The sequence below is a fragment of the Peribacillus sp. SRI_006 genome (assembly GCF_057586375.1).
Genome location: NZ_JBYCZT010000001.1, coordinates 78037 through 102666, shown reverse-complemented (window position 1 = coordinate 102666; position 24630 = coordinate 78037). Strand labels below are relative to the sequence as shown.

Sequence of the window (24630 nt, the reverse complement as noted above, 5' to 3'; positions counted from 1 at the left end):
TGATTAAACTCCTTCCATTTCATCTAGCCCTTTTCCTTGTGCTACCATCGGAAAAACATTTTCGTTTTGTTTGACCCGGAAATCAATCAATACTGGACCATCAGTCTTTAACGCTACATCCAGGCAGTTGCTTGCTTCTTCCTCCGTCGTCACCTTATATCCCGGAATTCCATAGGCATCGGCCAATTTCACGAAATCCGGATGCGATTGAAAAATACTGTGTGAAAAACGGTTATCATGAAAGAGTTCCTGCCACTGTCTTACCATCCCTAGTGCACCGTTATTGACGATGATGATTTTGATTGGCAGATTCATTTCGGCAATGACCGAGAGTTCCTGCAGGCACATCTGGAATCCACCATCCCCCGATATGGAAAGCACCGTCGCTTTCGGGTTCGCCAGCTGCGCTCCGAGAGCCGAAGGTAAGCCAAAGCCCATCGTCCCCAATCCACCGGAAGTGACCCATGAATTCGGTTTGTTAAATGGATAGTACTGTGCTGCCCACATTTGATGCTGTCCAACATCGGTCGTAACAATGGCCTCCCCATTCGTTTTTTCATGAAGCATCTGGATGACCCGCTGAGGTTTCAATACGCCTTCTTCATGGGTATAGCGCAATGGGAACTCTTCATTCCAAGCAGTAAGCTGTGTTGTCCATTCATCAATTTCCGGTTTCTTGCCATTTTGCGTAATCAATTCCGAGAGTGCTTCTTTAGCACTTCCGACAACTGGAATTTTTGTCGGAACATTTTTACCGATTTCGGCTGGATCAATATCGATATGGGCAACCGTTGCGTGCTGTGCGAATTTCGCTAGATTCCCAGTCAATCGATCATCGAACCTTGCACCGATATTGATTAATAGATCACATTTCGCTAACGCCATGTTTGCTGCATAGCAGCCATGCATGCCACCCATTCCGATAAAGAGTGGATGTTCTGCCGGAAAGCCCCCAAGACCCAATAAAGTGTGGACGACGGGGATGCCTTGCTGCTCGACATATTCCTTTAATAGATGGGAGGCCTTTGCATGCAGGACACCTGCCCCTGCAAGAATGACCGGTCTTTTCGCCCCGCTTACGGCTTCAACAAGCTTTCTGATCTGTAAGTAATTCGGCTTGGTCGTCGGCTGATAGCCAGGGAGATTCATTTCTGGCTCCTCATCCGTCGATACACCTTCCAAAATGGCCATGTCCTTAGGTATATCGATCAATACTGGACCGGGCCGGCCGCTGGAAGCGATATAAAACGCTTCTTTTATGATGCGCGGAAGGTCTTCCGGCTTCCTTACCTGATAGTTATGTTTTGTGATCGGGGTAGTAATCCCCAGTACATCCGCTTCCTGGAAAGCATCCGAGCCGATTACACTGGTAGCTACCTGACCTGAAATTACAACTAGCGGTAAAGAGTCGATCATTGCATCGGCCAAACCAGTGACGATGTTCGTTGCCCCTGGACCGGATGTGACGATGACCACCCCCGGCTTGCCGGTAATCCTGGCGTATCCTTCCGCTGCATGAATCGCACCTTGTTCGTGCCTTGTCAAAATATGAAAAAGTTCTGAACTGTAAAGTTTGTCATAAATCGGCAATACAGAACCTCCTGGATAACCAAAGATGACATCAACATTTTCCTTTTTCAATGCTTCCAGCAGAAATTCGGCACCACTATAATGTGTCTTTCCACTTTTCCGATCAGCAACAACTGACTTTTGTGTCATTTCGTAAAAAACCTCCTTCGCTTTCCTAATTAAATTTTTTCTCAAGATTCAGAATTTTCAGCTTTTTAAGCATACAAAAAAGCCTTTTCACCCCAAATGTACTTGCACTCGGCAAGTTAAAGGGGTGAAAAGGCTTGATGAGCCACTCCACGGTACCACCCTTTTTCGCATGAAACTCCATGCGCACTTTGAATAGACTACACTATTCTCTGTTTTGGTAACGGGTACTGGTACGCACCCGTTCAGCTCTACTAGTCAGACGTTCAAGCTGAAACTCCAAGGTGAGTTCATCTTTCGGGACAATACCGGCTCTCAGCTACCCGGCTCTCTGTGACTGCCTTTTTAAAAGACTACTTATCCTCTTCAATGCTTTTCGCATTATTCATATTTTTCGAAACGCTTATGTTTGATGTCTTGTATTTGTGATTATCTTACGTGTATTTCAGGTAGTAGTCAACAGGTTTTTTGAAATTTTTTGATAATTCTAAATTGAAAGATTTGTTGTATCCGCTTACATACCTATCATGGCCACATTTTATAAAAAAAGTTTTTTCAATTTTTAATTTTTAAAAACACCGGATATCCCAATTAAATGAATCATGTCACGCATCATCCACATGATGTCAGTCACAAGTATCGGATCCCTAAAAAAGAATCATCCATTTTCCCTTTTAGCCTCATTTTCACTGATTGCTGACGCCACTCTTGATATAAGATTCGGCCGCCATCCCTTTTGAAGATCTCTCGTTGATAAACCGCCTGACATTCCAAGGTGAGGAAAATCACGGAACAATTCAAAATCCCCTCCCCAAACAAATCCCAGGGATTTTGCTATGGCTGCCACCCTTGTCCGCTTCTCGCCCTCTGTCCACAGTGCCCGCTTGCCGTCACCACTAAGGATGACAAAATCGACTGCAAGGCCATAGTTATGAAAGGATTGCCCCCCTCTGGCATAAGTCACGATTGGCTTGGATTTATTCGTTCTGCCTCGTTCATACAGTTCATGTTGTTCTCGGAAACTTCGATAACCAGCCGTTATTTGAACAAATATCCCCGCTTCATAAGCTAATTTCACCACTTCGAGTATCGTCTCGTTCACGACCGGGTTCATACCGCTTCCCATGTTTTCCTTTGCGTGATTCAATAGGGTTTGTAATTTGATGGCCATCCTAGCACCTCCCCTATATTAAATGCAAACATAACTGCAGGAGGAAAGGCTTTACCATTATTTTATTGGGGGTATAAAGATTATCTAAAAAATGAAAAAAGGCTGAACATAGGAGATATTAATCATCCCCTAAGTCAGCCCTCCGGTTCATTTAGCCAATACATCCTCGTATTCTGCATTTTTTTCAAATTGTTTTTGAACGAACGAACATACCGGAACAATTTTCAGGTTTTCCTCCCTTGCGAATCCTATGATCTTTTCAACTAGGGCATTTCCTACCTTTTGCCCGCGAAGCTTGTCAGAAACAACGGTATGATCGACCGTGATCTCATCATCACCTGATTTAAAGAATGTAATTTCCGCTAGTTTCTCACCAGATTCTTCGACAAAAAAAGAACTTTCACCTTTTTTGATATCCACCATCATGATGACCTCCTTTTCATTCCTCTTTATCATATCTCACAAAAAGGAAATTAAACAAATATTTAAAACGTGATTGAAATTGAATAAAGCAAGTACTTTCAAGGTTTATAAAGTTAGGAATTACCCATGTGAAGTTTATTTACAAACCGATGATGGTTTATATTTTAAAAGGAAGGCAAAAGACAAAACTTGATCGATCTTTTCCCTACGCTTATATACCCTTCCGGTTTCAAATTTCACCATGTTTAACTATTTCAATTTGTCTACAGAAGGGGTTCAAAAACGTATCTTTCATCAAATGATGCTCACGAAACCAACGGACCTAAAGTACCCAATACCTTTAACTCCTATCGTATCATTTCTATCTGATTCTCATAACGAAGTTGATTGTTGAGGAAGGTGCGAGACTCCACAGGCTCACCTGGACCGCCCGCGGAAAGCGAGTGCCTGAATCGGAAATCCATGCCCAAATTGTAACCGCCATAACATTACAACAAACTCGTTTTCTTCGAATTAGTCTAAGTCTGAATGATTCTTTCATAACCTGAAATACAGTGTTTTTCAAGCTTTCGTTTTTTGATGGCATTAAATTAATGGAAGAAATCTTTCCGTAAAGATGTGAGAATAAGTATATAATAGCAGAAACTGAAAAAACTGCCCTATTCAGGTTAGGACAGTTTTAAATGAAAACAAAATATAAAATGATCATCGATAACAATATGACCATAAAAACAGCGATTAGAATTACGTGCGCACTTGAAGACTGGAACGTCCCTTCATTGATTTGCCGTTTCTTCTGAAGATAACCGATTGTCGCCAGAACGGTAATCACAAGTCCCAATGCACACGCAAACATCCCCAGCACGATGCTGATCAAGTCAATCCGGGCATCCCGATGCACACCAATCGTAAAATGCAGGCTTGTCGCAAGAAAGCCAACTCCCACTATTGCAATCACCGTTCTTATCCATGCCAAGAAAGTGCGTTCATTAGCCAGATGCTGCTGGGCATATTTCAATTGGTTTTTCTCCATGTCATCACCTTAATCGAGCGTTTTTATCAAATGGTAAAATCAGTCATCTTTTCAGGAGCGAAAAGGCCCTGAACATTGACCCGGCAAACATTAGCCCTGCACCGCCGAGCAATAAATATATACATAGAGTTTTATCAATAACATTCAAAGGATAAAGCAAGGCCCCCAGCGCCATGATTGCCCCTATTCCCGTTATGGTCCATCCTATTTTTTTCATTCGCAACTCCTAAGATTAATTATTATTTAGTGAAGGTCCTCCACGGGTTTCCCCCTTTTTCATAGACAGGTCCCTCATTACTAGCTTAAACCATTTAAAAACTTACAACAAGTGAGATCCACCGATTATTTTCCCCACAAAAAAAGAGCCACAAATGACCCCCTGTTTTGAACACACCCAAATTCAGCCGTTCTTTTTATCCTTTTCCATATATTCTTTTATTTTTCTTTCTTCCCACTCAGACCCGAAGTTTCCTTGTGCAAGAATGGTAATTCCATGTATCAGAACACCAATCCCCCACCCACCGAGGGGATAAAGGAACCACCAATAACCGGGATCCGTCAAAAGGTTAATCGCAATCAACATGACATTCACCAATACATACACCATTATATGAATGTAGAATGCCTTAAGGTTTTCAACCTTTTTTTTCGCCCTTAGATATCCATCTCCATTTTCCATCTCAGCCACCCCCTAATCATAAACACTTAAATATATTACCATCTGCTTCCATAATACCTTATTTTTCATAAAGAAATAAGAATGAAATGCATCAAAGGTAAATCGGGAGCCGGGAATCAAGGAGAATCCCTAAAGGCCACTTATAAGTCAGCGGGTTTCATTCTATTGTATCCCCGTTCTTCGTAAGGCTGTATTTTTTCCATCCACTTTTCTTCAAGTTTTTTCAATTCCCGTTTAGCATCAAAAAACCCTGATTCTTTTGGCTTCAATACCTCCAGTACCTCAAAAGAAAATGCATCTTTCCCATATTGGTTCCACTCACTTTGCAGCACTTTATTGGTGTTTGTCCCGACTTCCAATTCAAATTGTTTCCCCTTCAACGTCTTTAAATTCCTGGTGCTTCCGATAAAGACTTTATTATTTACCGTATTTCTGATTTGGTATATCCCTGCTTCAACCTTTGTTTCTTTATATAATTGCTTCAATTCTTTTTTACGATCCATCTTTCTTGCCTCCAGTCATCATTTCTTCAGCCAATATTGGCTCCCATCAGGCTTTCTATCCAAGAATCCATATTCTATTAAGTATCTTCTCAAAAGAACATGATCATGATAAATCGCACCCAATATTTGATTGATTTCCTTTTCTTCGTATTTCCGCTCATTTTCAAAACGGTTCATAATTTCTTGGAGAATGATCAGCCTTTGTTTTTCCTTTGGCGGAAAAGACTTTAATGCATCCTGACTGCCTTTAGGGAAGTATTTTTTCAGTACAGTCACCTTTTCATCCTCAGTAACGTTATAACGATCATCGACCATCCTTGCTTTTTGATGAAGCGGGATAAATGCCGGCGCGTGTTCATCTTTATCTTTCAAAAGTTCCATCAGGGCTAAAAACAACTTAGCCTGACGCTCTTTCTCTTTCAACACAAAGCGATGGTTCCGAATCGTGGAAGGACTGCCAATTCCCATTTCCTCCTGAACCTCGGCATCATTTTTCCCTTGGTAAAAAAGGCGAAGGAGACGGTTTTGATGGTCGGTGAGACCTGTAAGTTTTTTATCGAGATCAATCAAGTATTCAAAAACCGAGCTGTGCGCATGTTCAATATGAATGCGCATATACCTCTTCGCTTCATAAAGAACTCCATCTTTCGGGTATACGATCCCCTTTTCAACTGCATTTCCACACAGTAAACAAACATATTGATTCTCACCTTCGATGTACCCTTGTTTAAGCTCATCCTGAGATGCGCTCCAAAACATTTCCGCGTCCTTCATTAAACAAACACTTCCCTATAAAGTTTATAATATAATAAACATAATATTGATTTGTTTGTATTATGTCAATGTTTTTTCTATTTTTTATAACTCCAGCAAATTATGGCCTTCTTAGTCAGAGGGGCATCATAACATAAAGCTGATAAGGGATTCACCTTCCACTTTACGGTTCCCATGGCACTATGCCGATTTAGTATCATGAGTAATAAGCAGAATTTTCCCAATAATATGCTTTATAAACGTGAATAAGCTTTAGAGGAGGATATCTTATCGAAAGAGGAAAATGAGTCGATCCCATCGATCCATAACACCGATTTGCACATGGCATTACAACATGTATCCGAACAATTCAAGGTCTCACGATTGAATCACTTATACAAAAACAATCGATGCAGCTGAGTGAAGCTGATGAAAAAAGTTCACCCGTCGAAGAATTGAATACGGCAATAATCAAAAACCGTGAAATCATAAAAAAAATCTCCAAACCTTAAATAGAATTTGATATCGAAAAAAAGACATCCAAGTATGGATGCCTCAGCTGCTGACAAAATTCGATGTAAGTAGATTTTACCTACAGTTCTTTTAGCTTGTACAAATTGAACGTAGCCCCAGGCACCGCTATTCCCGCAGGAGTCTCGCACACCCAACACAGTCAACTATGTTTAAAAATTCAGATAGAAATCTTTTTGCCTACAGTTTTTTATTTGAGAAAGTTGGAGTTGATTTCGGAAATTCGCTCCCTTTCCGCCGATTGTCTGCCAAGTCGCATTAAAGCAAGCACTTTTGGTGTCTCGGCTGCCAGTTATTCGGCAGTAGCGCTGTGCAAATTTCTTAAATCCAGTGAGGATTACAGTTAAGAACATAAAGACCTGAGCAAACCACACAATATTCGACCGTTCATGAATTTTTTTAACCCTCACCTCACTGTTCGGTCTCCGATTCCCATTTTGTCGGCGAAGGATGTTTTATGAAATTCCTAATAAACATCCTTCGCAGAGCTCATTAAGTATTAGCTAGGCACAAATTTAAGTATTCCTTCCAGATAAACACCTTTTTCTTTTCGTTTACATTCCCTCAACTTGATTCTTCCTTCTTTTTCCAACTCCTTGGCTAATTGGACCACTTCTGTTCCATCTTCGGTTATTTCGACTGAGAAGAAATTGCCCCGAGTGGAAGTTTGAATGAACTTGAATAATCTATCTTTATTCATTTAAACATCTCCTTATTTATTACAAGTTCGACATAAATGGTCATCCACCTGCGATAAATATAAATAAAAAATTTCATGGTTAAAAGGATGCAAATCAAAATGACCCTCGTTAGCTTAAACACCCAAAAAAGTAAAAAAGCCAAAACCTTTAGAAGGTTTTGGCTTTTTAAGTTAGTGTCCCAGGAGAGATTCGAACTCCCGACCGACGCCTTAGAAGGGCGTTGCTCTATCCAGCTGAGCTACTGAGACGTTTATGATATAAGTTGCGGTAAAACTTATGTATTACCTTAACTGTTCCCTTAGGACACTTCTTATTATAGTAGGATATCAAAAGGAAGTCAACGGTTTTTCAAAAAAAGTTTTTTTCTTTTTTTAAAGAACCAGGAAGCGGGGAAAAACGCTTCCTGTTCATTATACATGAAGTCATTCCATTTGATAAGCATTTCTTAAATCCTCAACGATTTTTCCTTCAAGGTCATAATAGATGATTTCAAGTTGGTCATTTCCAATCTCCAAAATGGCATAGGTTTTCTCTTTTCGTCCCCGCGGCTGCCGTATGCTTCCCGGGTTGATGAAGAGCTTGCCGTCAATCCACTCTGAACCTGGAGCATGGGAGTGACCAAAGCAAATAATATCCGCTCCTGTCTCCTCACTTTTATAAGATAGGTTCATCAAGGTCATATTTATGTTATAGAGGTGTCCATGCGTAACGAAGAAACGCTTGCCTGAGATATTCTCCACAATATCATCCGGATATGCCGAATCATAGTCGCAATTCCCGCCAACGGCCAAAAACTCCGCCATGTGAGGATCATTTCTTTCCAACTCTGAATCACCGCAATGGATCATGGCGGCGACCTCTTGTTTATGACGTTCGGCAATCATGCTGATTTCATGAGTTAAGCCATGACTGTCACTCATTATTAGCACTTTCATCGTCACATTCCTTCTTCCCTTTTTAGAAATAGATCAAGTTTTTCATCTAGAGCCCTCAACGCGTTGGCACGGTGGCTGATTTGGTTTTTTTCCTCTTTTGTCAATTCAGCGTTTGTTTTGCCCTGTTCCTCTACAAAAAAGATGGGATCATAACCAAATCCATTCGTTCCTGAGGGCTGTTCCGTGATCAAGCCTTCCATCGTTCCCGATACCGTAATCGTTTCCTGGTTGGGTGACGCTAGTGCCAAGGCACAATAAAATCTCGCCGTCCTAGCCTCTTTTGGCACGCCTTCCAGTTCGCGGAGGACTTTTTCCGTGTTTGCTTCATCACTCTTGGCCTCTCCAGCATAGCGGGCAGAATAAACGCCTGGACGGCCCTCCAATGCATCTACAATCAATCCGGAGTCATCAGCAATGACAAAGTGGCCTAGCTGATGGGCAATGGCCTCTGCCTTCAGGATCGCATTTTCTTCAAAGGTCGTGCCTGTTTCCTCCACATCCGGGGCATCCGGTACATCGAGAAGTGTTTTGACTTCATAACCTTTAGCGGAAAATAAGCTTTCGAACTCCTTGGCTTTCCCTTTATTTTTCGTTGCAATGATTACTGTCTTCATTTTTCATTTCACCCTTTTTCATTTTATCGGCACGGGAGCTCTTTGGGGCTGAGAAAGAATTTGCTGTCATTCGTAAATATGTAAAAGCCGCTTCTTCTCCAGTGCCAACGGACGGATTCAACTCTGCCTATCATGATCAACAACAGCCGCTGAATTTTCCAGATAAGTTAAGTCTAACACAACTCCCTCACCTGCAATAACCTGAAACTTATAAACTAACGTTTGTAATTTTCACTATGTTCAATATGGATATTAACTTTTATGTTATTTATTGAAGTCTTATCAAAGGAATTAATAATTTTATTATCCCACTTATTGACATGGTATCTGTATGCCTTTTCACTTATGTTAAAAAGGTCTGTATTGATTTTCCCCCCCGTCTCCAATGTCTTCAAAATATCTTGCTTAATTTTTATTTCTACCTTTTTTTCGATTTTTTCCATATCCAAGTTGTCTAAATTCTGTTTCAATATCCCATTTGCTTTAACTTCTAAATCATATAAGGGTTTCTTTTGTTGTTCCAATACTTTGATGTTTGTTTTGGGGTCCATGATTTCAACACTTACCTTTTGTTTATTCAGGGAAAAAAACATGACTGTCGCCTTATTTTCAACCCATTTCATACCAGTCAAATCTTGTTTACTTACAAACCCTTTATACTGTTGTTTTGATAAAACATAGCCGCCATTCAACGTTGGTATCTTTTTTTCTTTCCCCCTGTCTGTGTAATGATGCTCATTTATTACCATTGAGGGAATTAAAATGGAACCAACCGGTTGATAATATTTCGAAACCAGTTCACTGAATTTTAACGGGGAAATGAAATAGTTTTCATTAATAACGGTCTCTGGCCTTTGAATGATCGTGAATAAGTTAGGAAGATTAAAGAAACTATCACCGTTAAACACCTTTTTAATATCCTCGTTTGTAACAAACAGCCATGAATTGTATCGCAATAAGGGCTCTTTCCCTACATATTCAATGAAATCCTTCATTTTCTTATTGATTACATCCTCACTTAAAATGAAGGAGTTAACATGCCCGATATAAAGTGGCAATGCTGCATTTTGTTCCAATTCAGTAAATGCTTCTTCGATACTTTCCCCTTTACCTTTCCCAATGACAACACCGGTTTTTTCTTGTAATGCTGTGGCCCCCTCTTGTTTTGCTATATCCGCAAAATTCAATGCTTGAAAATATAAGATGAATTCACCCTCTTTATAATCGATCCCTAGAGCGGATCCATATGTTTGAGCTTGAATTTCCTTCATTCCCCAGCAGCCTGTCGTCAATAAAAGTTGACAGCCAATTACCATGACTGCAATTAGCTTTCTCATTTGTCCGACTCCTTTTGCGATTCATTATCACTGGATTGTAGAGCTTGATTCCGCTGCCTTAACATCCCATACGGAAGCTTGAATAAGACTTTTAACATGTCCGATTTATTTGGTTTGGAAAATGGATTCACAAAAGGCTGTCCGAAACTTTCCAAGGAAACCACAACAATCAAGATAAGAAATATTCCCATGAAGAATCCAAACAAGCCTAGAAATGCTGAACATGCAAATATGAATAACCTTATAAGAACGATATTCCCAGCGATATTCTGATTGATTAGGGTATAGCTTGAGAGAACTGTAACAGCAATTACTACGAGCATGGAGGGTGAAGTCAGCCCTGCCCGAATCGCTGCATCACCTATAATCAATCCACCCAATACAGAAACCGTCGGACCAACAGCTTTTGGCAGGCGAAGACCGGCTTCTTTAAATAGTTCAAACAATATGATCATTACGAATGCCTCCAAAGAAGCAGGTATGGGTAATCCCTGTCTCGTGATTGAAATCGTCGCAAGAAGCGAAAAGGGAATTTGGTCGAATTGATAGGTAACCAACGCTATAAAAAATCCCGGTAACGTAACCGTTACAAATAATGAGACTACACGAATGATACGCATAAAACTAATGTAAAAAAAGCTTGCATGTGCGTCATCGGCAGCATAAAGTAACTGATTAATACTCGTTGGTCCGATCAAGCTTGTGGGATTCCCGTCTACCAGGATGGCAAAGCGCCCTTGATTCAAGGATTCAACAACATAGTCCGGTCGACCGATATACTCCATTAAGGGGAAAATGGAAAATTGAGTATCATATAAGAGTTCTTCAACTTGGTAACTGCTGACTATGATATCAGCCTTTAATGAATCCAATCGTTTTTTAACATCCAAAAGAATCGAGGGATTGATAATGTCATCAATATATAGCAGCAATATTTTAGTTTTACTTCTTTTCCCGATTGTATATTCTATACATTTAAGTGATGCCGTTTTTAACCTCTGGCGAATTAAAGACATGTTATCCGCTATATTCTCAACGAATCCATCCCTAGGTCCCCGAATGGAAGATTCTATATTGGATTCTTCCGGACTGCGCTTAGGGGAATTGGCTAATGGGGTATGGTAAATTTCGTTGGAAGATTCATTAATAATGATCAGGTCTCCTGAAAAAAGAATGCTTTCTACTCCGTCTTTTAAATCGGAGCCCTTTCTAAGCGTACTGATCTCCATGATATTGCTTAATTGATCAATTGTTAATTCGCCATTTTCTTGAACCGCTTTAGATATTGTAGGCAGAATCACTTCATTGATGAATGGCATATCCACTAAGTTTGGCGCATATAAAAATCCCAACAAATAACGACCTTCATTATCAAAAGTTTTTGTTCTTAAAACAACATCGGAAGAATGTTCGAACCATTTTCGGATTTGGTCAATGTAAGAAGGAGTACCATTCAAATTTCCCTTCTTCATAATGTTTCACCTTTTCCTTTTCCCTTTTTAAAAATAATAAATAACAGTATAATTGCAGCACTAAAAAGAAACAGACTGCTTATCGGAAAGAAATATTTGTATAAAAGATTAAAAAATGAAGTAGCATCCCAATGGATTAGCGTTCCAATAACAATTAACAAATATAGTGAAAGCAGTATCCACTTCTGATGTTTTGAATTCGAGATTAACTTATAGCCTATAAATAAACATAAACTTATTCGGATCATGGCACCTGAAAGCCATTGGAAAATGGAAAGGAAATCGAGTCGAGTAATATAATAGCCAAATCTTAGCAACTTCCACTGTTCGTAAGCCGGATTCCTCATTTTCACCGCTTCCACAGAACCAAATTCCGCCATTGCTCCCATGAGGGGGCCTAACGTCAGCATGATGAGGATAATACCAACCAGTAAAAGCCACTTGGCTTTTAGCTTGTTTTTCAAGTAAGGAGTTAAAAATAAAAAAACGATAATTTCTAAATATCCTGCACTCGTATACAGCATTCCATTTAGTGTATGGCGATACCCGCTTTCAAATATCGGGAACAATAATTCGTAATTCTTATTACTCGTGTTCCCCAGCCCCACAAATATCCCCAAAATAGTGACGACCGGAAGAAATAGGAGAGCCAAAGTACTTATGGTGCGTATTCCTTTATAACTTGCAAAAATACAAATAAAAGTGAATAGGCTGACGACTACGATGTTTGGAATGTCATGAGTATAATTAGCTTTTGCCCAAATCAATGTAAATTTGACGGTTATGAAGGCGTTAATTATAAAGTACAAGGCAAATGCTATCGTGAAAATATATGTAACAAAAGGTGTAGACCATTTTTTCAGAAAAGAGATTATATCTTCTTTATCTAGTTTTTTATAAATATAAAAAATAAATAGTGTCCAAACGATACATGGAACAACACTTATTATGACACTTATCCATCCGTCGCGTTGAGATGCAGATAAGATATTGGGGAGGAGCAGGACATGCACCATGAATCCTGTATTCATGATGATTAAAACATAGATGTGTAAAGCCTGAATGACCTTTTGATCCATAATATCCCCCCATCCATTACATGATTAAAAGTAATTTCCCCTTTTTAAAATTTATTTATGTAAAAACTTTCCCACAACACGGGAAATTGCCTTGGGGCGATATTAGCTTTCACTCTTTAACAGCGTGGTCATTCAATGGCGGAGGCAAAAAAAATAAGAGGCAGCTGCGAGCTGCCTCATTGTTTTATTTCTACATATATTTAAAAACTGCCTGTGTTGACTTTCTCTGGACGGACGACTGGTTCGGATAATTTCTTACCTTCTTCATTAAGAACATCTGCGCTGCCCTGCACTTGCACTTCAACGCTTTCAATTCCTTTCTGTTCCGTCAAGGAAAGGACCAAGGCATCAAGGACCTCTTGTGATACCTTTTTCTCTTTAAAGCTTCCAAGGATATTTTCGTTAAAATTCAGGCTGACCTTACCTTCTGCCACTTTTGGCTCGTCAAGTAAAGCTACATCACTCATGAACCCTGTTTGCAGGCTAGAACCCGAAGGACTCTTCGTTAATTCCTGAATGACTGCTGTTACATTATCAGTCACCGTTTCGCTGATCCTGCGCGTCACGGGAACATAATAAGTGTACTCCTCATCACCGCCTACATAATAAACGGTGAGTGCCTTGGTATTGGAAATGTCGACTACATCACTCGTATCGATATTGATTCCTGAAGACCTTGAGATATTTTCATCTATCGGTGTGCCATTGACCGGCATTTCGGAAATATCTTCCCCATTGATTCTCATTTGGATTTTATCGACCGAGTCGAATTGTGTCAGGGTCCATGTGATGGCTTGAAGGATTTTAAGTTCATCCTCTTTCTGATAGTTTTTGAATTCCGGCGAAAAGTCCGCCACAGCCACCCCGTCTTTAATGTTCACGCTTATTTGGGTATCGGCAGGAATGACGGCCCTGAACCCATTTGGAAGTTTATCCGTGACTGGTCCGTTATTGACAAGGTAATCAAGGGCTTGTTTAGCGACAGCTTCCGATTTAGGAAGTTCCAATGTCTGTGGAACCACATACCCGCTTTTATCAATTAAATATAACTCCGTCTTCACCGTTTTCGATTCTACAGCGCCTTCTTCCCCCTCAGTCGCTGGCTTTTCCTCACCATTCGTTTCTGTTTCTTTTAATGAAGATTCATCCTCGACTAATGAAACATCCTTCGGGGGATCAATTTCCTTTTTCTCTTCACCGCCAAATAATCCGCAGCCTGAAAGCCAAAAAGAAGATGCCAGAATGGTCACAGCCATTGTTACTTTTGATTTATTGGACATAAAATCACTCCTAGGACAGTTTGTACTCCTATTTATACGAGCCCTAGGGGAAAATAGACCAATTATTTTCCCTCCGATAATGGAGCTGGGCAATTTGCCCGTATTGATGCATCTTTTTCAGCTTCATCAGGATTTGGGAACAATCAACTCCCATCCCCAAGTATAATCTGAATGCTGGATAGGATCCTTTCATGCACCTGCAGGGAAAGCGAGTCCCTCACGTTCCAATCAACGGCCACATGTACAAACCATAAAAAAACTGCAGACAAACTCCATTTTCATTAAGTTTGTCTGCAGTCTGAAACTTCCAAATGGAAGTCTTATAAGTGATCGATTTTAATTGTTTCGATGGTATTGGCATGAATACCGAGCCAGCTCGACGCGATGGAACCAAACATATCTCTTGAACCGGTTGTATAAAAGCGATGAACTGGACGGAGCTTGCTTTTATTGATTAATTTATAGTAATCCAAAATGACACTTGCCTCCCGGGCCGTCTCTTCTCCAGAGGAAATGACTTGCACTTCATCCCCCATATAGGAAGAGATTACAGGCCCCAGCAGTGGATAATGGGTACAGCCAAGGATCAGTGTATCGATTTTCGTTTTCTTCAACGGGTTCAAGGTTTGTGCCACGACCCGATTGACGATCCCCCCTTGAAACTCCCCGCTTTCTACGATTGGGACAAATTTCGGGCATGCTAAACTATCTACTTTCACATCGGAATTGATGGAAGCAAGTGCATCGTCATAAGCTTTGCTTTTTACCGTGCCTTCCGTACCGATAACTCCAATATGCAAGGAATCAGAAACTTTCAATGCCGCCCTTGCCCCTGGGTGTATGACACCCAACACAGGAATCGGAAGTATAGCCCTGATTTCATCCAATACAGCTGCAGTCGCTGTATTGCAAGCGATGATCAACATTTTTATATCCTTCTTCATCAAAAATCTCGTCATTTGCCATGTGAAGGTTTGGACATCTTTTTTTGTCCTCGGCCCATATGGGCATCTTGCTGTATCACCTAAGTAAATTATATTTTCATTTGGAAGCTGACGCATGACTTCTTTAGCTACTGTCAAGCCGCCTACTCCTGAATCAATGATGCCTATCGGTTGTTTCAAAAAACTCGCCTCATTTTTCTTTCATTTCTTGATGTAGTTTTACTAGAATCCCTTTGAGGGACATGATGTCAGATTCGTTAAAATTGACTAACACGCCACTCAAGTACTGCCTCCGTTTATTAATCACTTCTTCGATTATCCGTTCGCCTTCTTCAAGAAGGTGAATTCGAACCACACGCCGATCCTTTTCATCCCTGACACGCTGGACAAGCTGATGTTTCTCCATGCGGTCAATCAGGTCCGTCGTTGTACTGAAAGCGAGAAACATCTTCGTAGACAATTCGCCAATCGTCATGTCCCCTGATTCAAAAAGCCATTGCAAAGCCACGAATTGAGGAATGGTAATTTTATAATCATGGAGAATTTCTCTTCCCCTTTGCTTAAGCCATGACGATACATAGCGCAATTCCTTCTCGATATCGGCTACATATGCCACCTGCTTCTCTTCATCCATAAACACAGCTCCCCACTTCATGAAACTTATCATACTACCATTTTGGATGAAAGTGAAATGATTTTCAAGATTGATTGACTGGAATCATAATGAAACCCCACCATAAAAATAAGCAGCATCCAAAGAAGTCAAAACAACCAAATTGTTTTGCCCTTCCTTATATGCTGCCAATGAACGGGAGAGAAATTATTTATAAGGCTTACGTAGAGTTAACACATTAAAGCTTAAGTTCTCCCATACGAAGGAGTTCTATGACTGCCTGCGAACGTCCTTTAACTCCAAGCTTCTGCATCGCATTCGAAATATGGTTTCGAACTGTTTTTTCGCTAATAAACAATTCACCTGCGATTTCTTTTGTTGTTTTGTCTTGTACTAGTAACTCAAATACTTCTTTTTCTCTTTTGGTGAGTAATGGCTTATGAGTGAATTCGTTCTCCTTCAAGTAATGTTACCCTCCTTGCCTTCACCAGCATAAAACCCGGAGTGGGTGTCTATTTAGTCAAGATATAGTATGTCGGCTGGGGCAATGGAGTGACTCTTTTACTTGTCTAAATGGAAATATTTTTAGGAATGTTCCAGCACAGTATACAGCATCGAACGCTTCATGTCTTCCGTCCAAGGTACCGGCTTCCCGGTGGCCTTGGACACTTGTACAATCGTCCCCCTGCCCGTTAAACAAATGGAACCATCTTGTTTAGTCCCCATATAGTGTAGGTCCACTGAAGAATTTCCGATATGGTCAGCTTTCACATGGATTGTCAATTGATCATTGAAAAACATCTGCTTAAGGTAATCACACTGTAAATTGGCAACAACCGGCATCTCACCGCATTCAGCCGAGGTCCAATCCTTCATGAACCCCATACTGTTGAAATACTCAATCCGAGCTTCCTCAAAATAAGTAAAAGGAATCGTGTTATTCAAGTGCCCAAACATATCAGTTTCCGAAAAGCGGATCTTAATCTCATGTTTAAAAGAAAAATCATTGATCCACTCCGTTATATTATCGATATATGATATTTTGCCCAACTTGTGCACACCCTTTCTGAATTGAATGACTATTCACTCATTTTATAAGAAAACAACGATAATGAAAAGGATTTTCTATTGAAAGCAGGGTAAATTATCAAGCTCACTTCACAAATCCTTCACAGTTGGCCTGGTGCCGGATTTACACTTCAACCCCAGCTATCAATCGTTTATGATTCTCTCGATTCCCAACCAAGCCTGTGTATGTAAAACAATGAAAAAAAGAACCCATATCATAAGATACAGGTTCTTTCATGTTCATGATTAAACTTCATCACTGCCGAAGAAGTTACGGAATTGTTGGATCGTAGTATCACGGTTCAACGCAGCAATCGAAGTCGTTAATGGAATGCCTTTAGGGCAAGACTGCACGCAGTTTTGTGAGTTACCGCAGTTTGCAAGTCCTCCATCACCCATGATCGTATTTAAACGTTCAGCTTTGTTCATTGCACCAGTTGGATGTGCATTGAATAAACGAACTTGTGATAATGGTTGTGGCCCAATGAAGTCTGAATTGCTGTTTACGTTCGGACAAGCTTCCAAACATACACCGCAAGTCATACATTTAGATAACTCGTAAGCCCATTGACGTTTCTTTTCTGGCATACGCGGTCCTGGTCCAAGGTTGTACGTTCCATCGATTGGAATCCATGCTTTTACCTTTTTCAATGAGTCGAACATACGGCTGCGATCGACTTGCAGGTCACGAACAACAGGGAATGTACGCATTGGTGCTAGACGAACCGGCTGCTCCAATTGATCGATAAGAGCTGTACATGATTGTCTTGGTTTACCATTGATAACCATTGAACAAGCACCACATACCTCTTCAAGACAGTTCATGTCCCATGCGATTGCTGTAGTGTGCTTGCCTTGTACCGTTACTGGATTACGACGAATTTCCATTAGAGCGGAAATTACGTTCATATTCGGACGGTACGCTAATTCGAATTCCTCATCATAAGGAGCTGAATCCGGTGTATCTTGACGAGTGATTATAAAACGGACTGTTTTAGTCTCAGATTTAGTTTCAACCATTTTTTTGCTCCCCCTCTTTAGTGTTTCGTAGTGTAGTCACGTTTACGCGGTGCGATCAGTGATACATCAATATCTTCATAATGGAATTCAGGTGCTTGATCCAAGCCTTTGAATGTTGCCATAGTAGTTTTCATGAATTCCTCATCATTACGTTCTGGGAAATCAGGTTTGTAATGCGCTCCGCGGCTTTCATCACGGTTTAACGCACCAATTGTGATTACACGGGCCAATTGCATCATGTTTTGCAGCTGTCTAGTGAATGCAGCTCCTTGGTTACTCCATTTTGCCGTGTCATTGATGTTAATTTTCTTGTAACGTTCCATCAGCTCAAGAATCTTGTTATCCGTTTCTTTCAGCTTGTCATTGTAACGAACTACAGTAACATGCTGTGTCATCCACTCACCAAGTTCTTTGTGAAGGATGTACGCATTTTCGTTACCATCAAGAGACATGACTTCATTCCATTTCTCTTGTTCTTGTTTTTCGTACCCTTCATACAATGAAGAAGGAATGGATTCTGAAGTTTTAGCAAGGCCTTCAATATATTTAACGGCATTCGGTCCAGCGACTGAACCACCATAGATTGCAGAAAGAAGTGAGTTGGCACCAAGACGGTTACCGCCATGTTGTGAATAATCGCACTCACCTGCAGCGAATAAACCTTTGATGTTAGTCATTTGGTCATAATCAACCCAAAGTCCGCCCATAGAATAGTGAACGGCAGGGAAAATTTTCATTGGAACTTTACGAGGATCTTCACCCATGAATTTCTCGTAGATTTCAATGATTCCGCCAAGTTTAATATCAAGTAATTTAGGATCTTTATGTGATAGATCCAGGTAAACCATGTTTTCACCATTAATGCCAAGCTTCATGTTCATACATACGTCGAAGATTTCACGAGTCGCGATATCACGAGGTACCAGATTACCATAAGCAGGGTATTTTTCTTCAAGGAAATACCAAGGTTTCCCGTCTTTATATGTCCAGATACGTCCACCTTCACCACGAGCGGATTCACTCATTAGACGAAGTTTGTCATCGCCAGGGATTGCTGTCGGGTGAATTTGAATGAACTCACCATTAGCATAATTAACACCTTGCTGATAAACGATGGAAGCTGCTGAACCTGTATTGATCATTGAGTTCGTTGATTTACCGAAAATGATTCCAGGGCCGCCGCTCGCCATGATGACTGCGTCTCCAGGGAATGATTTGATTTCCATTGAAGTCAGGTTTTGTGCTACGATACCGCGTGCTGTTTGCTCATCATCGATAACAGCTCCAAGGAATTCCCAGCCTTCATATTTCGTTACAAGGCCTTCAACTTCATAACGGCGAACCTGCTCATCCAATGCGTAAAGTAATTGCTGTCCAGTTGTCGCACCAGCGAATGCTGTACGGCTATGTTGAGTGCCACCGAAACGACGGAAATCAAGAAGACCTTCCGGAGTACGGTTGAACATAACACCCATACGGTCAAACATATGAATGATTGATGGTGCTGCTTCGCACATCGCTTTAACCGGCGGTTGGTTAGCCAAGAAATCTCCGCCATAAACTGTATCGTCGAAGTGGATATATGGAGAATCCCCTTCACCTTTTGTATTTACTGCCCCGTTGATTCCGCCTTGGGCACAAACTGAGTGAGAGCGTTTAACAGGCACTAAAGAAAATAAATCAACCTGTTGTCCCAGCTCTGCTGCTTTGATCGTAGCCATTAATCCAGCTAGACCTCCACCAACGATAACTATTTTACCTTTACCCAATTCTGTCACTCCCTTATTTCCATTAGCCAAGCTATGTTTTTCCTAATTCTTATAAATGAACTCTATCTTCTTATACGAATGCGAAAATTGCGCTGATTCCGATATAAGAAAGAAGAACGAAAACGATCAATGTAAAGTAAGTCATGATTCTTTGCGATCTTGGTGAAACTGTAAGACCCCAGCTCACAGCAAATGACCATAATCCATTAGCAAAGTGGAAGATTGCCGAGATAATACCAACAATATAGAACACAATCATGAATGGACTAGAGAAAATCTCTGCCATCATGTCAAAGTTAACTTCAGCACCCATAGCTGCTTGGATTCTAGTTGCCCATATATGCCAAACAAGGAAAATCAACGTTATGATTCCAGTTAGGCGTTGTAGCATGAACATCCAGTTACGGAAGAAACTAAATCTGCCTAAATTGTTTTTTGCTGTAAAGGCAATATAGATTCCGTACACAGCATGGAAAATGAGCGGTAGATAGATGACGACCCATTCTACCAAAATCTTCACGGGCGTAAACTCAATTAAATGAACTGCCCCATTAAAAGTCTCTTCTCCTTTTGTTGCCATAAAGTTTACAGATAAATGAAAAATTAGGAATAGACCAATTGGAATTACTCCTAGAAGTGAATGAAGCCTGCGATTCCCAAACTCACGATTTTTTGCCACTAAGTGCCCCCCCTTAATTTGTGAAAAATCATGCAAAGATAAACTGGTGGCTACCTTTTATCTCCGCGTGAAAATACAGTATAGAGTCAAAAAACTCCTCTATACTTCCTTTACAATTATGTGACATGTCCATTTTACTCCTGACTTCTATGTGCGTCAAGAAAACGGATACAAGAAATCTCTTTTTCAGAATAGATTTTATTGGATTATCTTGGGTGTTTTTTGTTTGTCAAGATGATATTTTGAATAAATTTCTAATTTAACTATTAATATCTCGGTATAATTTCTCATTTTTTTCCAATTGCTATTTAAATAAATAAAAAACAGTATAATTTGCAAAAGAAATACGTTTATAATAGATTTACAGAAAGAGGCGATAAACTATGAAAAAAAATATTGCTGCTGCGATAGAAGAAGAGATTCAAACGGAAGAAATTCAAACTGAAGAATTCAAAGTTCCAGCTTTCGGGTACGAATTAATCAGAGAAGTTCTATTGAACGATATTCTCGGAAAAGACTCTAATCAAATCCTCTATTGGGCAGGTAAACAATTAGCAAGAAAATTCCCATTGAAGGGCGATCAGGAAGTGATTGAATTTTTCCAAAGCGCTGGATGGGGCAATCTGGAAATCTTGAAGTATACGAAACACCAGATGGAATTATCCCTCACGGGTGAAATAATCAGCCGCCGCCTGGATTTACACCCTGATTGTCACTTCCAGCTTGAAGCCGGTTTCCTTGCCGAGCAGTTTTCACTGCAAAAAAAATTCCTCAGCGAATCAACGGAAGAAATCAAACGCCGCGCAAAAAAAGTGATATTCACCATCCAATGGGATCCCAGAGATCCAATCTAATGAGCCCTGAAAACAGACTTACCCTTTTTACCGGAAGTCTGTTTTTTATTGGACTCCTGACACTTAAGCTAGCACATTTGCATGCTGACCAAGTTTAAATGCTTCATGAAGGGATTCAACCGCCTTCACCATTTCCTTTTCATTGACGACGGTCGAAACTTTAATTTCCGATGTGCTGACCATTTTCACCTGGATGCCTGTATTGGCCATCACTTCAAACATTTCGGCAGCCACTCCCGGATTGGATACCATACCAGAACCGACGATGGACACTTTGGCCAATCCGCTCTCCGTTTCGACCCGGTCGAATCCCAATTGTTCTTTATTATTTTCCAGAACGATCAAGGCCGCTTCCGTATCTTCACTTTTTGTGGAAAAAGATAGATTCGTCGTATCCTCGGCAGTCATGCTTTGAATGATGATGTCCACATTGATCCGGTTTTTCGCAAGCGTCGTGAAGATCGTGGATAATGCACCAAGTGATTGGGGCAAACCATATATTGTGACCCTCGTAATACTGTCTTCAAAAGCAATGCCGCGTACAATTAAGTTTTCTTCCATAGTTGCTTCCTCCTCTATGATCGTACCTGATTCTCTCTCCATGCTTGAACGGACTTCAAGCGGAATTTGATAATTTTTTGCATATTCGACAGCCCTTGGGTGAAGGACGCCCGCCCCCAGGTTGGCAAGTTCCAGCATTTCATCGTAAGAAATGGATTGGAGTTTTCGCGCGCCTTTTATGTAGCGTGGGTCCGTTGTGAAAACACCCGTTACATCTGTATAAATATCGCATCTATCCGCATTAAGCGCTGCTGCGATGGCAACTGCCGTCGTATCGGAACCGCCTCGCCCTAAGGTAGTGATTTCCCCATTTGCATCGTTACCCTGGAAACCGGCTACGACCACTATTTTCTTCTCCTGAAGCTGGGCTTGGATCCTTGTGGCATCGATGTTTAAAATCCGGGCATTCCCATGAACGGATTCCGTTTGCATGCCAGCCTGCCAGCCGGTATACGAAATGGCTTCATGTCCTTCTTCAATCAATGCCATCGTTAACAGGGAAATCGTTACCTGTTCCCCAGTCGTCAATAGCATATCCATTTCCCTCTTGCTTGGGGATCCGGAAATATCACGCGCCATGGAAACCAATTGGTCCGTTGTTTTCCCCATAGCTGAAACAACGACGACAACCTCATTTCCTTTCTCCGCTTCCTCGATTACCCGATTGGCAACATTTTTGATTTTTTCTACGCTACCGACGGATGTTCCGCCGAATTTTTGAACGATTAATGCCATCCTCATGCACCCTCTCTACTTTTTAGGCAATAAAAAAAGCAATGAGAAATATCTCATTGCTGTGGTCACATATCTTAATACTGTAATCACAGTGAGATAGCTCTCCAGGGTATAAACCCTGACAATCCGCCATTTATTAAATGTCGGACCAGGAGGACAAGGTATGAGTCTTGTCTTCCTTCGGCGGCGTCCCCTTTCAAAACCTTTCATGGAAGCTCATACTTCTCCAGGTTTTTACTCTTGAATTCCGCACCTCTATCAGCACTTTTAAGTTGTCTAGTTAAAAATTCCTTTTAATCATAGCATAGAGATTTATCGGTAGCAAGATTATTCTTGTAATTTTCTAACGATTCCCTCGGCTACCCCTTTTGGCATGCCAGCTTCCATGATTTCCTCGGCCGTCGCCTCTTTGATTTTCTTCAATGATCCAAAATGCCTTAATAATTGCTTCCTTCGCTTTTCCCCGACTCCTGGAATATCATCAAGCTGGGAGTGAACCGCATTTTTCCCGCGTAGCTGGCGATGAAACGTAATCGCGAACCGATGCACTTCATCCTGAATTCTTTGCAATAGGTAAAATTCCTGGCTCCTTGAATCAAGAGGTACAAGTTCAAGCGGATTTCCGATCATCAATTGCGAGGTCCTATGCTTTTCATCCTTAATGAGGCCTGAAAGTGGAATATCCAAGCCTAATTCATTTTCCAGAATATCCCGTACCGCTTCGACATGTCCCTTTCCGCCATCAATGATGATCAAGTCCGGAAGCGGCAGCCCTTCTTTCAATACTCGTGAATACCTTCTTCTGACCACTTCACGCATCGATTCATAATCATCAGGTCCCTGGACCGTCTTGATCTTATATTTTCGGTACTCTCTTTTTTCCGGCTTCCCATCAATGAACACGACTAAAGCGGAAACGGGGTCACTTCCCTGGATATTGGAGTTATCGAAAGCTTCAATTCGATGCGGGGTGTAGATACCCAGTTGTTTCCCGAGGTTTTCCACCGCATTGATCGTTCTTTCTTCATCCCTCTCAATCAAAGAGAATTTTTCCTGAAGGGCGATGGAGGCATTTTTATTCGCCAATTTAAGCATGTCTTTTTTCGCTCCCCGTTTCGGGTGAATCGTTTTGACACCAAGCAGCCCTTCGGCCATTTCGGCATCCACAGATTCAGGCAGCAAGATTTCCTTTGGTTTAAAATGGTTCGTAATCTCGTAAAACTGACCGAGGAATGTAAGAAGTTCCTGTTCGGGTTCATCGTAGACCGGAAAAAGCGAAACATCCCTTTCTATCAATTTACCCTGCCGGACAAAAAATACCTGAACGCACATCCAGCCTTTATCATAGGCAAAGCCAAATACATCCCTGTCGATGAAATCGGTCGTCATCATTTTCTGCTTCTCCATCGTAATATCGATGTGGGCAATCTTGTCACGGAACTCCTTGGCCCTCTCGAAATCGAGTTCTTCCGATGCCTCCAGCATTTTTTCAGTCAGTTCTTTTTTTATTTCAGTATGCCCGCCGTTCAAGAACCGGTTGATATCATCGACCATTTTTTTATATTCCTGTTCCTCTACTTCATATACACATGGGGCCAGGCACTGACCAAGGTGATAGTAGAGACAAACGCGATCCGGTAACGTATTGCATTTTCTTAGGGGATAGATGCGGTCGAGCAATTTTTTCGTTTCGTTAGCTGCAAATGCATTCGGATAAGGACCGAAATATTTCCCTTTGTCTTTTTTGACTTTTCGCGTAATGATTAGACGCGGGTGGCGTTCCGCAGTCAGCTTGATGAAAGGATACGTCTTATCATCCTTTAGCATGACATTATATTTTGGGTCATGTTTTTTGATTAAGTTCAACTCTAAAATAAGAGCCTCGATATTGGAAGAGGTGACAATGTATTCGAAATCCTCAATCTCGTTCACAAGTCGAAATGTTTTACCGTCGTGAGATCCCGTAAAGTAAGAGCGGACACGATTCTTCAACACTTTCGCTTTGCCTACATATATAATCGTTCCCTGACGATCTTTCATTAAATAACAACCAGGTTGATCGGGAAGAAGGGCAAGTTTATTCTTTATTTGTTGATTCATGCATTCAGCCTCCTGTTCTCCCTTTTTTACAATCATTATATATCAAGATAGCGAAAAAAG

At 40.9% G+C, this 24630-nt stretch carries 25 protein-coding genes, 1 tRNA gene, 1 riboswitch and 1 other annotated feature; of the genes, 1 reads left to right on the top strand and 25 read right to left on the bottom strand.

The annotated features are described in order from the left end of the window. Nucleotides 1–3: 3 nt before the first annotated feature. The 23 genes from ilvB to AC2YHV_RS00380 form a co-directional block, all read right to left on the bottom strand. Nucleotides 4–1719 (bottom strand): acetolactate synthase large subunit, encoded by a 1716-nt coding sequence (gene ilvB, locus AC2YHV_RS00490; RefSeq protein ID WP_268564530.1) that lies wholly within the window; start codon nucleotides 1717–1719, stop codon nucleotides 4–6. A gap of 117 nt (nucleotides 1720–1836) precedes the next feature. Then, nucleotides 1837–2095 (bottom strand) — a binding site (T-box leader). Nucleotides 2096–2374: 279 nt separating this feature from the next. Then, complete coding sequence (locus AC2YHV_RS00485) at nucleotides 2375–2887, bottom strand: M15 family metallopeptidase (RefSeq protein WP_487372381.1); 513 nt, start codon at nucleotides 2885–2887, stop codon at nucleotides 2375–2377. 147 nt (nucleotides 2888–3034) lie between these two features. Then, nucleotides 3035–3313, bottom strand: a complete 279-nt coding sequence (locus AC2YHV_RS00480) for a GNAT family N-acetyltransferase (RefSeq protein ID WP_230136395.1) — start codon at nucleotides 3311–3313, stop codon at nucleotides 3035–3037. Nucleotides 3314–3989: 676 nt separating this feature from the next. Next, the gene (locus tag AC2YHV_RS00475; protein WP_034308949.1) at nucleotides 3990–4343 is read right to left on the bottom strand and encodes a YidH family protein; all 354 of its coding nucleotides are present in this window, start codon (nucleotides 4341–4343) and stop codon (nucleotides 3990–3992) included. A gap of 43 nt (nucleotides 4344–4386) precedes the next feature. Further along, the gene (locus tag AC2YHV_RS00470) at nucleotides 4387–4560 is read right to left on the bottom strand and encodes a hypothetical protein (RefSeq protein WP_164468799.1); all 174 of its coding nucleotides are present in this window, start codon (nucleotides 4558–4560) and stop codon (nucleotides 4387–4389) included. Nucleotides 4561–4743: 183 nt separating this feature from the next. Continuing rightward, complete coding sequence (locus AC2YHV_RS00465; RefSeq protein WP_098866425.1) at nucleotides 4744–5022, bottom strand: 2TM domain-containing protein; 279 nt, start codon at nucleotides 5020–5022, stop codon at nucleotides 4744–4746. 140 nt (nucleotides 5023–5162) lie between these two features. Continuing rightward, the gene (locus tag AC2YHV_RS00460) at nucleotides 5163–5525 is read right to left on the bottom strand and encodes a GIY-YIG nuclease family protein (protein WP_487372380.1); all 363 of its coding nucleotides are present in this window, start codon (nucleotides 5523–5525) and stop codon (nucleotides 5163–5165) included. Between the two features lie 18 nt (nucleotides 5526–5543). Next, nucleotides 5544–6299: a DUF2087 domain-containing protein gene (locus AC2YHV_RS00455; protein ID WP_063590486.1), complete on the bottom strand. Its 756-nt coding sequence runs from the start codon at nucleotides 6297–6299 to the stop codon at nucleotides 5544–5546. Between the two features lie 1009 nt (nucleotides 6300–7308). Then, nucleotides 7309–7509 carry a hypothetical protein gene (locus AC2YHV_RS00450; protein ID WP_034308956.1) on the bottom strand — a complete coding sequence of 67 codons (201 nt, stop codon included), beginning with the start codon at nucleotides 7507–7509 and terminating at the stop codon, nucleotides 7309–7311. Between the two features lie 175 nt (nucleotides 7510–7684). Continuing rightward, nucleotides 7685–7758: transfer RNA gene (locus tag AC2YHV_RS00445), tRNA-Arg, on the bottom strand. Between the two features lie 174 nt (nucleotides 7759–7932). Next, nucleotides 7933–8445, bottom strand: coding sequence for a metallophosphoesterase (locus AC2YHV_RS00440; protein ID WP_057276662.1), 513 nt, complete (start codon nucleotides 8443–8445; stop codon nucleotides 7933–7935). A 2-nt stretch (nucleotides 8446–8447) separates the two neighbouring features. Then, nucleotides 8448–9059 (bottom strand): XTP/dITP diphosphatase, encoded by a 612-nt coding sequence (locus AC2YHV_RS00435; RefSeq protein WP_048689045.1) that lies wholly within the window; start codon nucleotides 9057–9059, stop codon nucleotides 8448–8450. A 215-nt stretch (nucleotides 9060–9274) separates the two neighbouring features. Continuing rightward, nucleotides 9275–10396 carry a Ger(x)C family spore germination protein gene (locus AC2YHV_RS00430; RefSeq protein ID WP_057276663.1) on the bottom strand — a complete coding sequence of 374 codons (1122 nt, stop codon included), beginning with the start codon at nucleotides 10394–10396 and terminating at the stop codon, nucleotides 9275–9277. Then, nucleotides 10393–11868, bottom strand: a complete 1476-nt coding sequence (locus AC2YHV_RS00425; protein WP_095679672.1) for a spore germination protein — start codon at nucleotides 11866–11868, stop codon at nucleotides 10393–10395. The genes AC2YHV_RS00430 and AC2YHV_RS00425 overlap by 4 nt, the downstream gene beginning before the upstream one ends. After that, entirely contained in the window at nucleotides 11865–12947 is a 1083-nt protein-coding gene (locus tag AC2YHV_RS00420) for a GerAB/ArcD/ProY family transporter (protein WP_487372379.1), read from the bottom strand. Before AC2YHV_RS00420 ends, AC2YHV_RS00425 begins: the two co-directional genes overlap by 4 nt. 200 nt (nucleotides 12948–13147) lie before the next feature. Continuing rightward, nucleotides 13148–14227, bottom strand: coding sequence for a GerMN domain-containing protein (locus tag AC2YHV_RS00415; protein ID WP_034308974.1), 1080 nt, complete (start codon nucleotides 14225–14227; stop codon nucleotides 13148–13150). Nucleotides 14228–14547: 320 nt separating this feature from the next. Beyond that, entirely contained in the window at nucleotides 14548–15351 is an 804-nt protein-coding gene (racE, locus tag AC2YHV_RS00410) for a glutamate racemase (RefSeq protein ID WP_048689031.1), read from the bottom strand. Nucleotides 15352–15361: 10 nt separating this feature from the next. Further along, nucleotides 15362–15805, bottom strand: a complete 444-nt coding sequence (locus AC2YHV_RS00405; RefSeq protein WP_487372378.1) for a MarR family winged helix-turn-helix transcriptional regulator — start codon at nucleotides 15803–15805, stop codon at nucleotides 15362–15364. A gap of 217 nt (nucleotides 15806–16022) precedes the next feature. After that, on the bottom strand, nucleotides 16023–16247 hold the full coding sequence (locus AC2YHV_RS00400) for a helix-turn-helix domain-containing protein (RefSeq protein ID WP_028392149.1): 225 nt from the start codon (nucleotides 16245–16247) through the stop codon (nucleotides 16023–16025). Between the two features lie 122 nt (nucleotides 16248–16369). Further along, nucleotides 16370–16834 (bottom strand): acyl-CoA thioesterase, encoded by a 465-nt coding sequence (locus tag AC2YHV_RS00395; RefSeq protein ID WP_057276667.1) that lies wholly within the window; start codon nucleotides 16832–16834, stop codon nucleotides 16370–16372. 264 nt (nucleotides 16835–17098) lie between these two features. Continuing rightward, the gene (gene sdhB / locus AC2YHV_RS00390; RefSeq protein ID WP_034308984.1) at nucleotides 17099–17872 is read right to left on the bottom strand and encodes a succinate dehydrogenase iron-sulfur subunit; all 774 of its coding nucleotides are present in this window, start codon (nucleotides 17870–17872) and stop codon (nucleotides 17099–17101) included. Between the two features lie 17 nt (nucleotides 17873–17889). After that, complete coding sequence (sdhA, locus tag AC2YHV_RS00385) at nucleotides 17890–19641, bottom strand: succinate dehydrogenase flavoprotein subunit (protein ID WP_034311432.1); 1752 nt, start codon at nucleotides 19639–19641, stop codon at nucleotides 17890–17892. A 70-nt stretch (nucleotides 19642–19711) separates the two neighbouring features. Then, a complete protein-coding gene (locus AC2YHV_RS00380) occupies nucleotides 19712–20320 on the bottom strand; it encodes a succinate dehydrogenase cytochrome b558 subunit (RefSeq protein ID WP_063575535.1) in 609 nt (202 codons plus the stop codon). Nucleotides 20321–20703: 383 nt separating this feature from the next. Here AC2YHV_RS00380 and AC2YHV_RS00375 point away from each other — a divergent pair, with 383 nt between their 5' ends. Continuing rightward, nucleotides 20704–21174: a YslB family protein gene (locus tag AC2YHV_RS00375; RefSeq protein WP_063575534.1), complete on the top strand. Its 471-nt coding sequence runs from the start codon at nucleotides 20704–20706 to the stop codon at nucleotides 21172–21174. 63 nt (nucleotides 21175–21237) lie between these two features. Here the strand turns inward: AC2YHV_RS00375 and AC2YHV_RS00370 are convergent, their stop codons facing one another. Continuing rightward, complete coding sequence (locus tag AC2YHV_RS00370; RefSeq protein ID WP_053535875.1) at nucleotides 21238–22470, bottom strand: aspartate kinase; 1233 nt, start codon at nucleotides 22468–22470, stop codon at nucleotides 21238–21240. Nucleotides 22471–22559: 89 nt separating this feature from the next. Then, nucleotides 22560–22736, bottom strand: a riboswitch (Lysine riboswitch). Nucleotides 22737–22797: 61 nt separating this feature from the next. After that, the gene (gene uvrC / locus AC2YHV_RS00365) at nucleotides 22798–24570 is read right to left on the bottom strand and encodes an excinuclease ABC subunit UvrC (RefSeq protein WP_063575533.1); all 1773 of its coding nucleotides are present in this window, start codon (nucleotides 24568–24570) and stop codon (nucleotides 22798–22800) included. Between the last annotated feature and the right edge of the window lie 60 nt (nucleotides 24571–24630).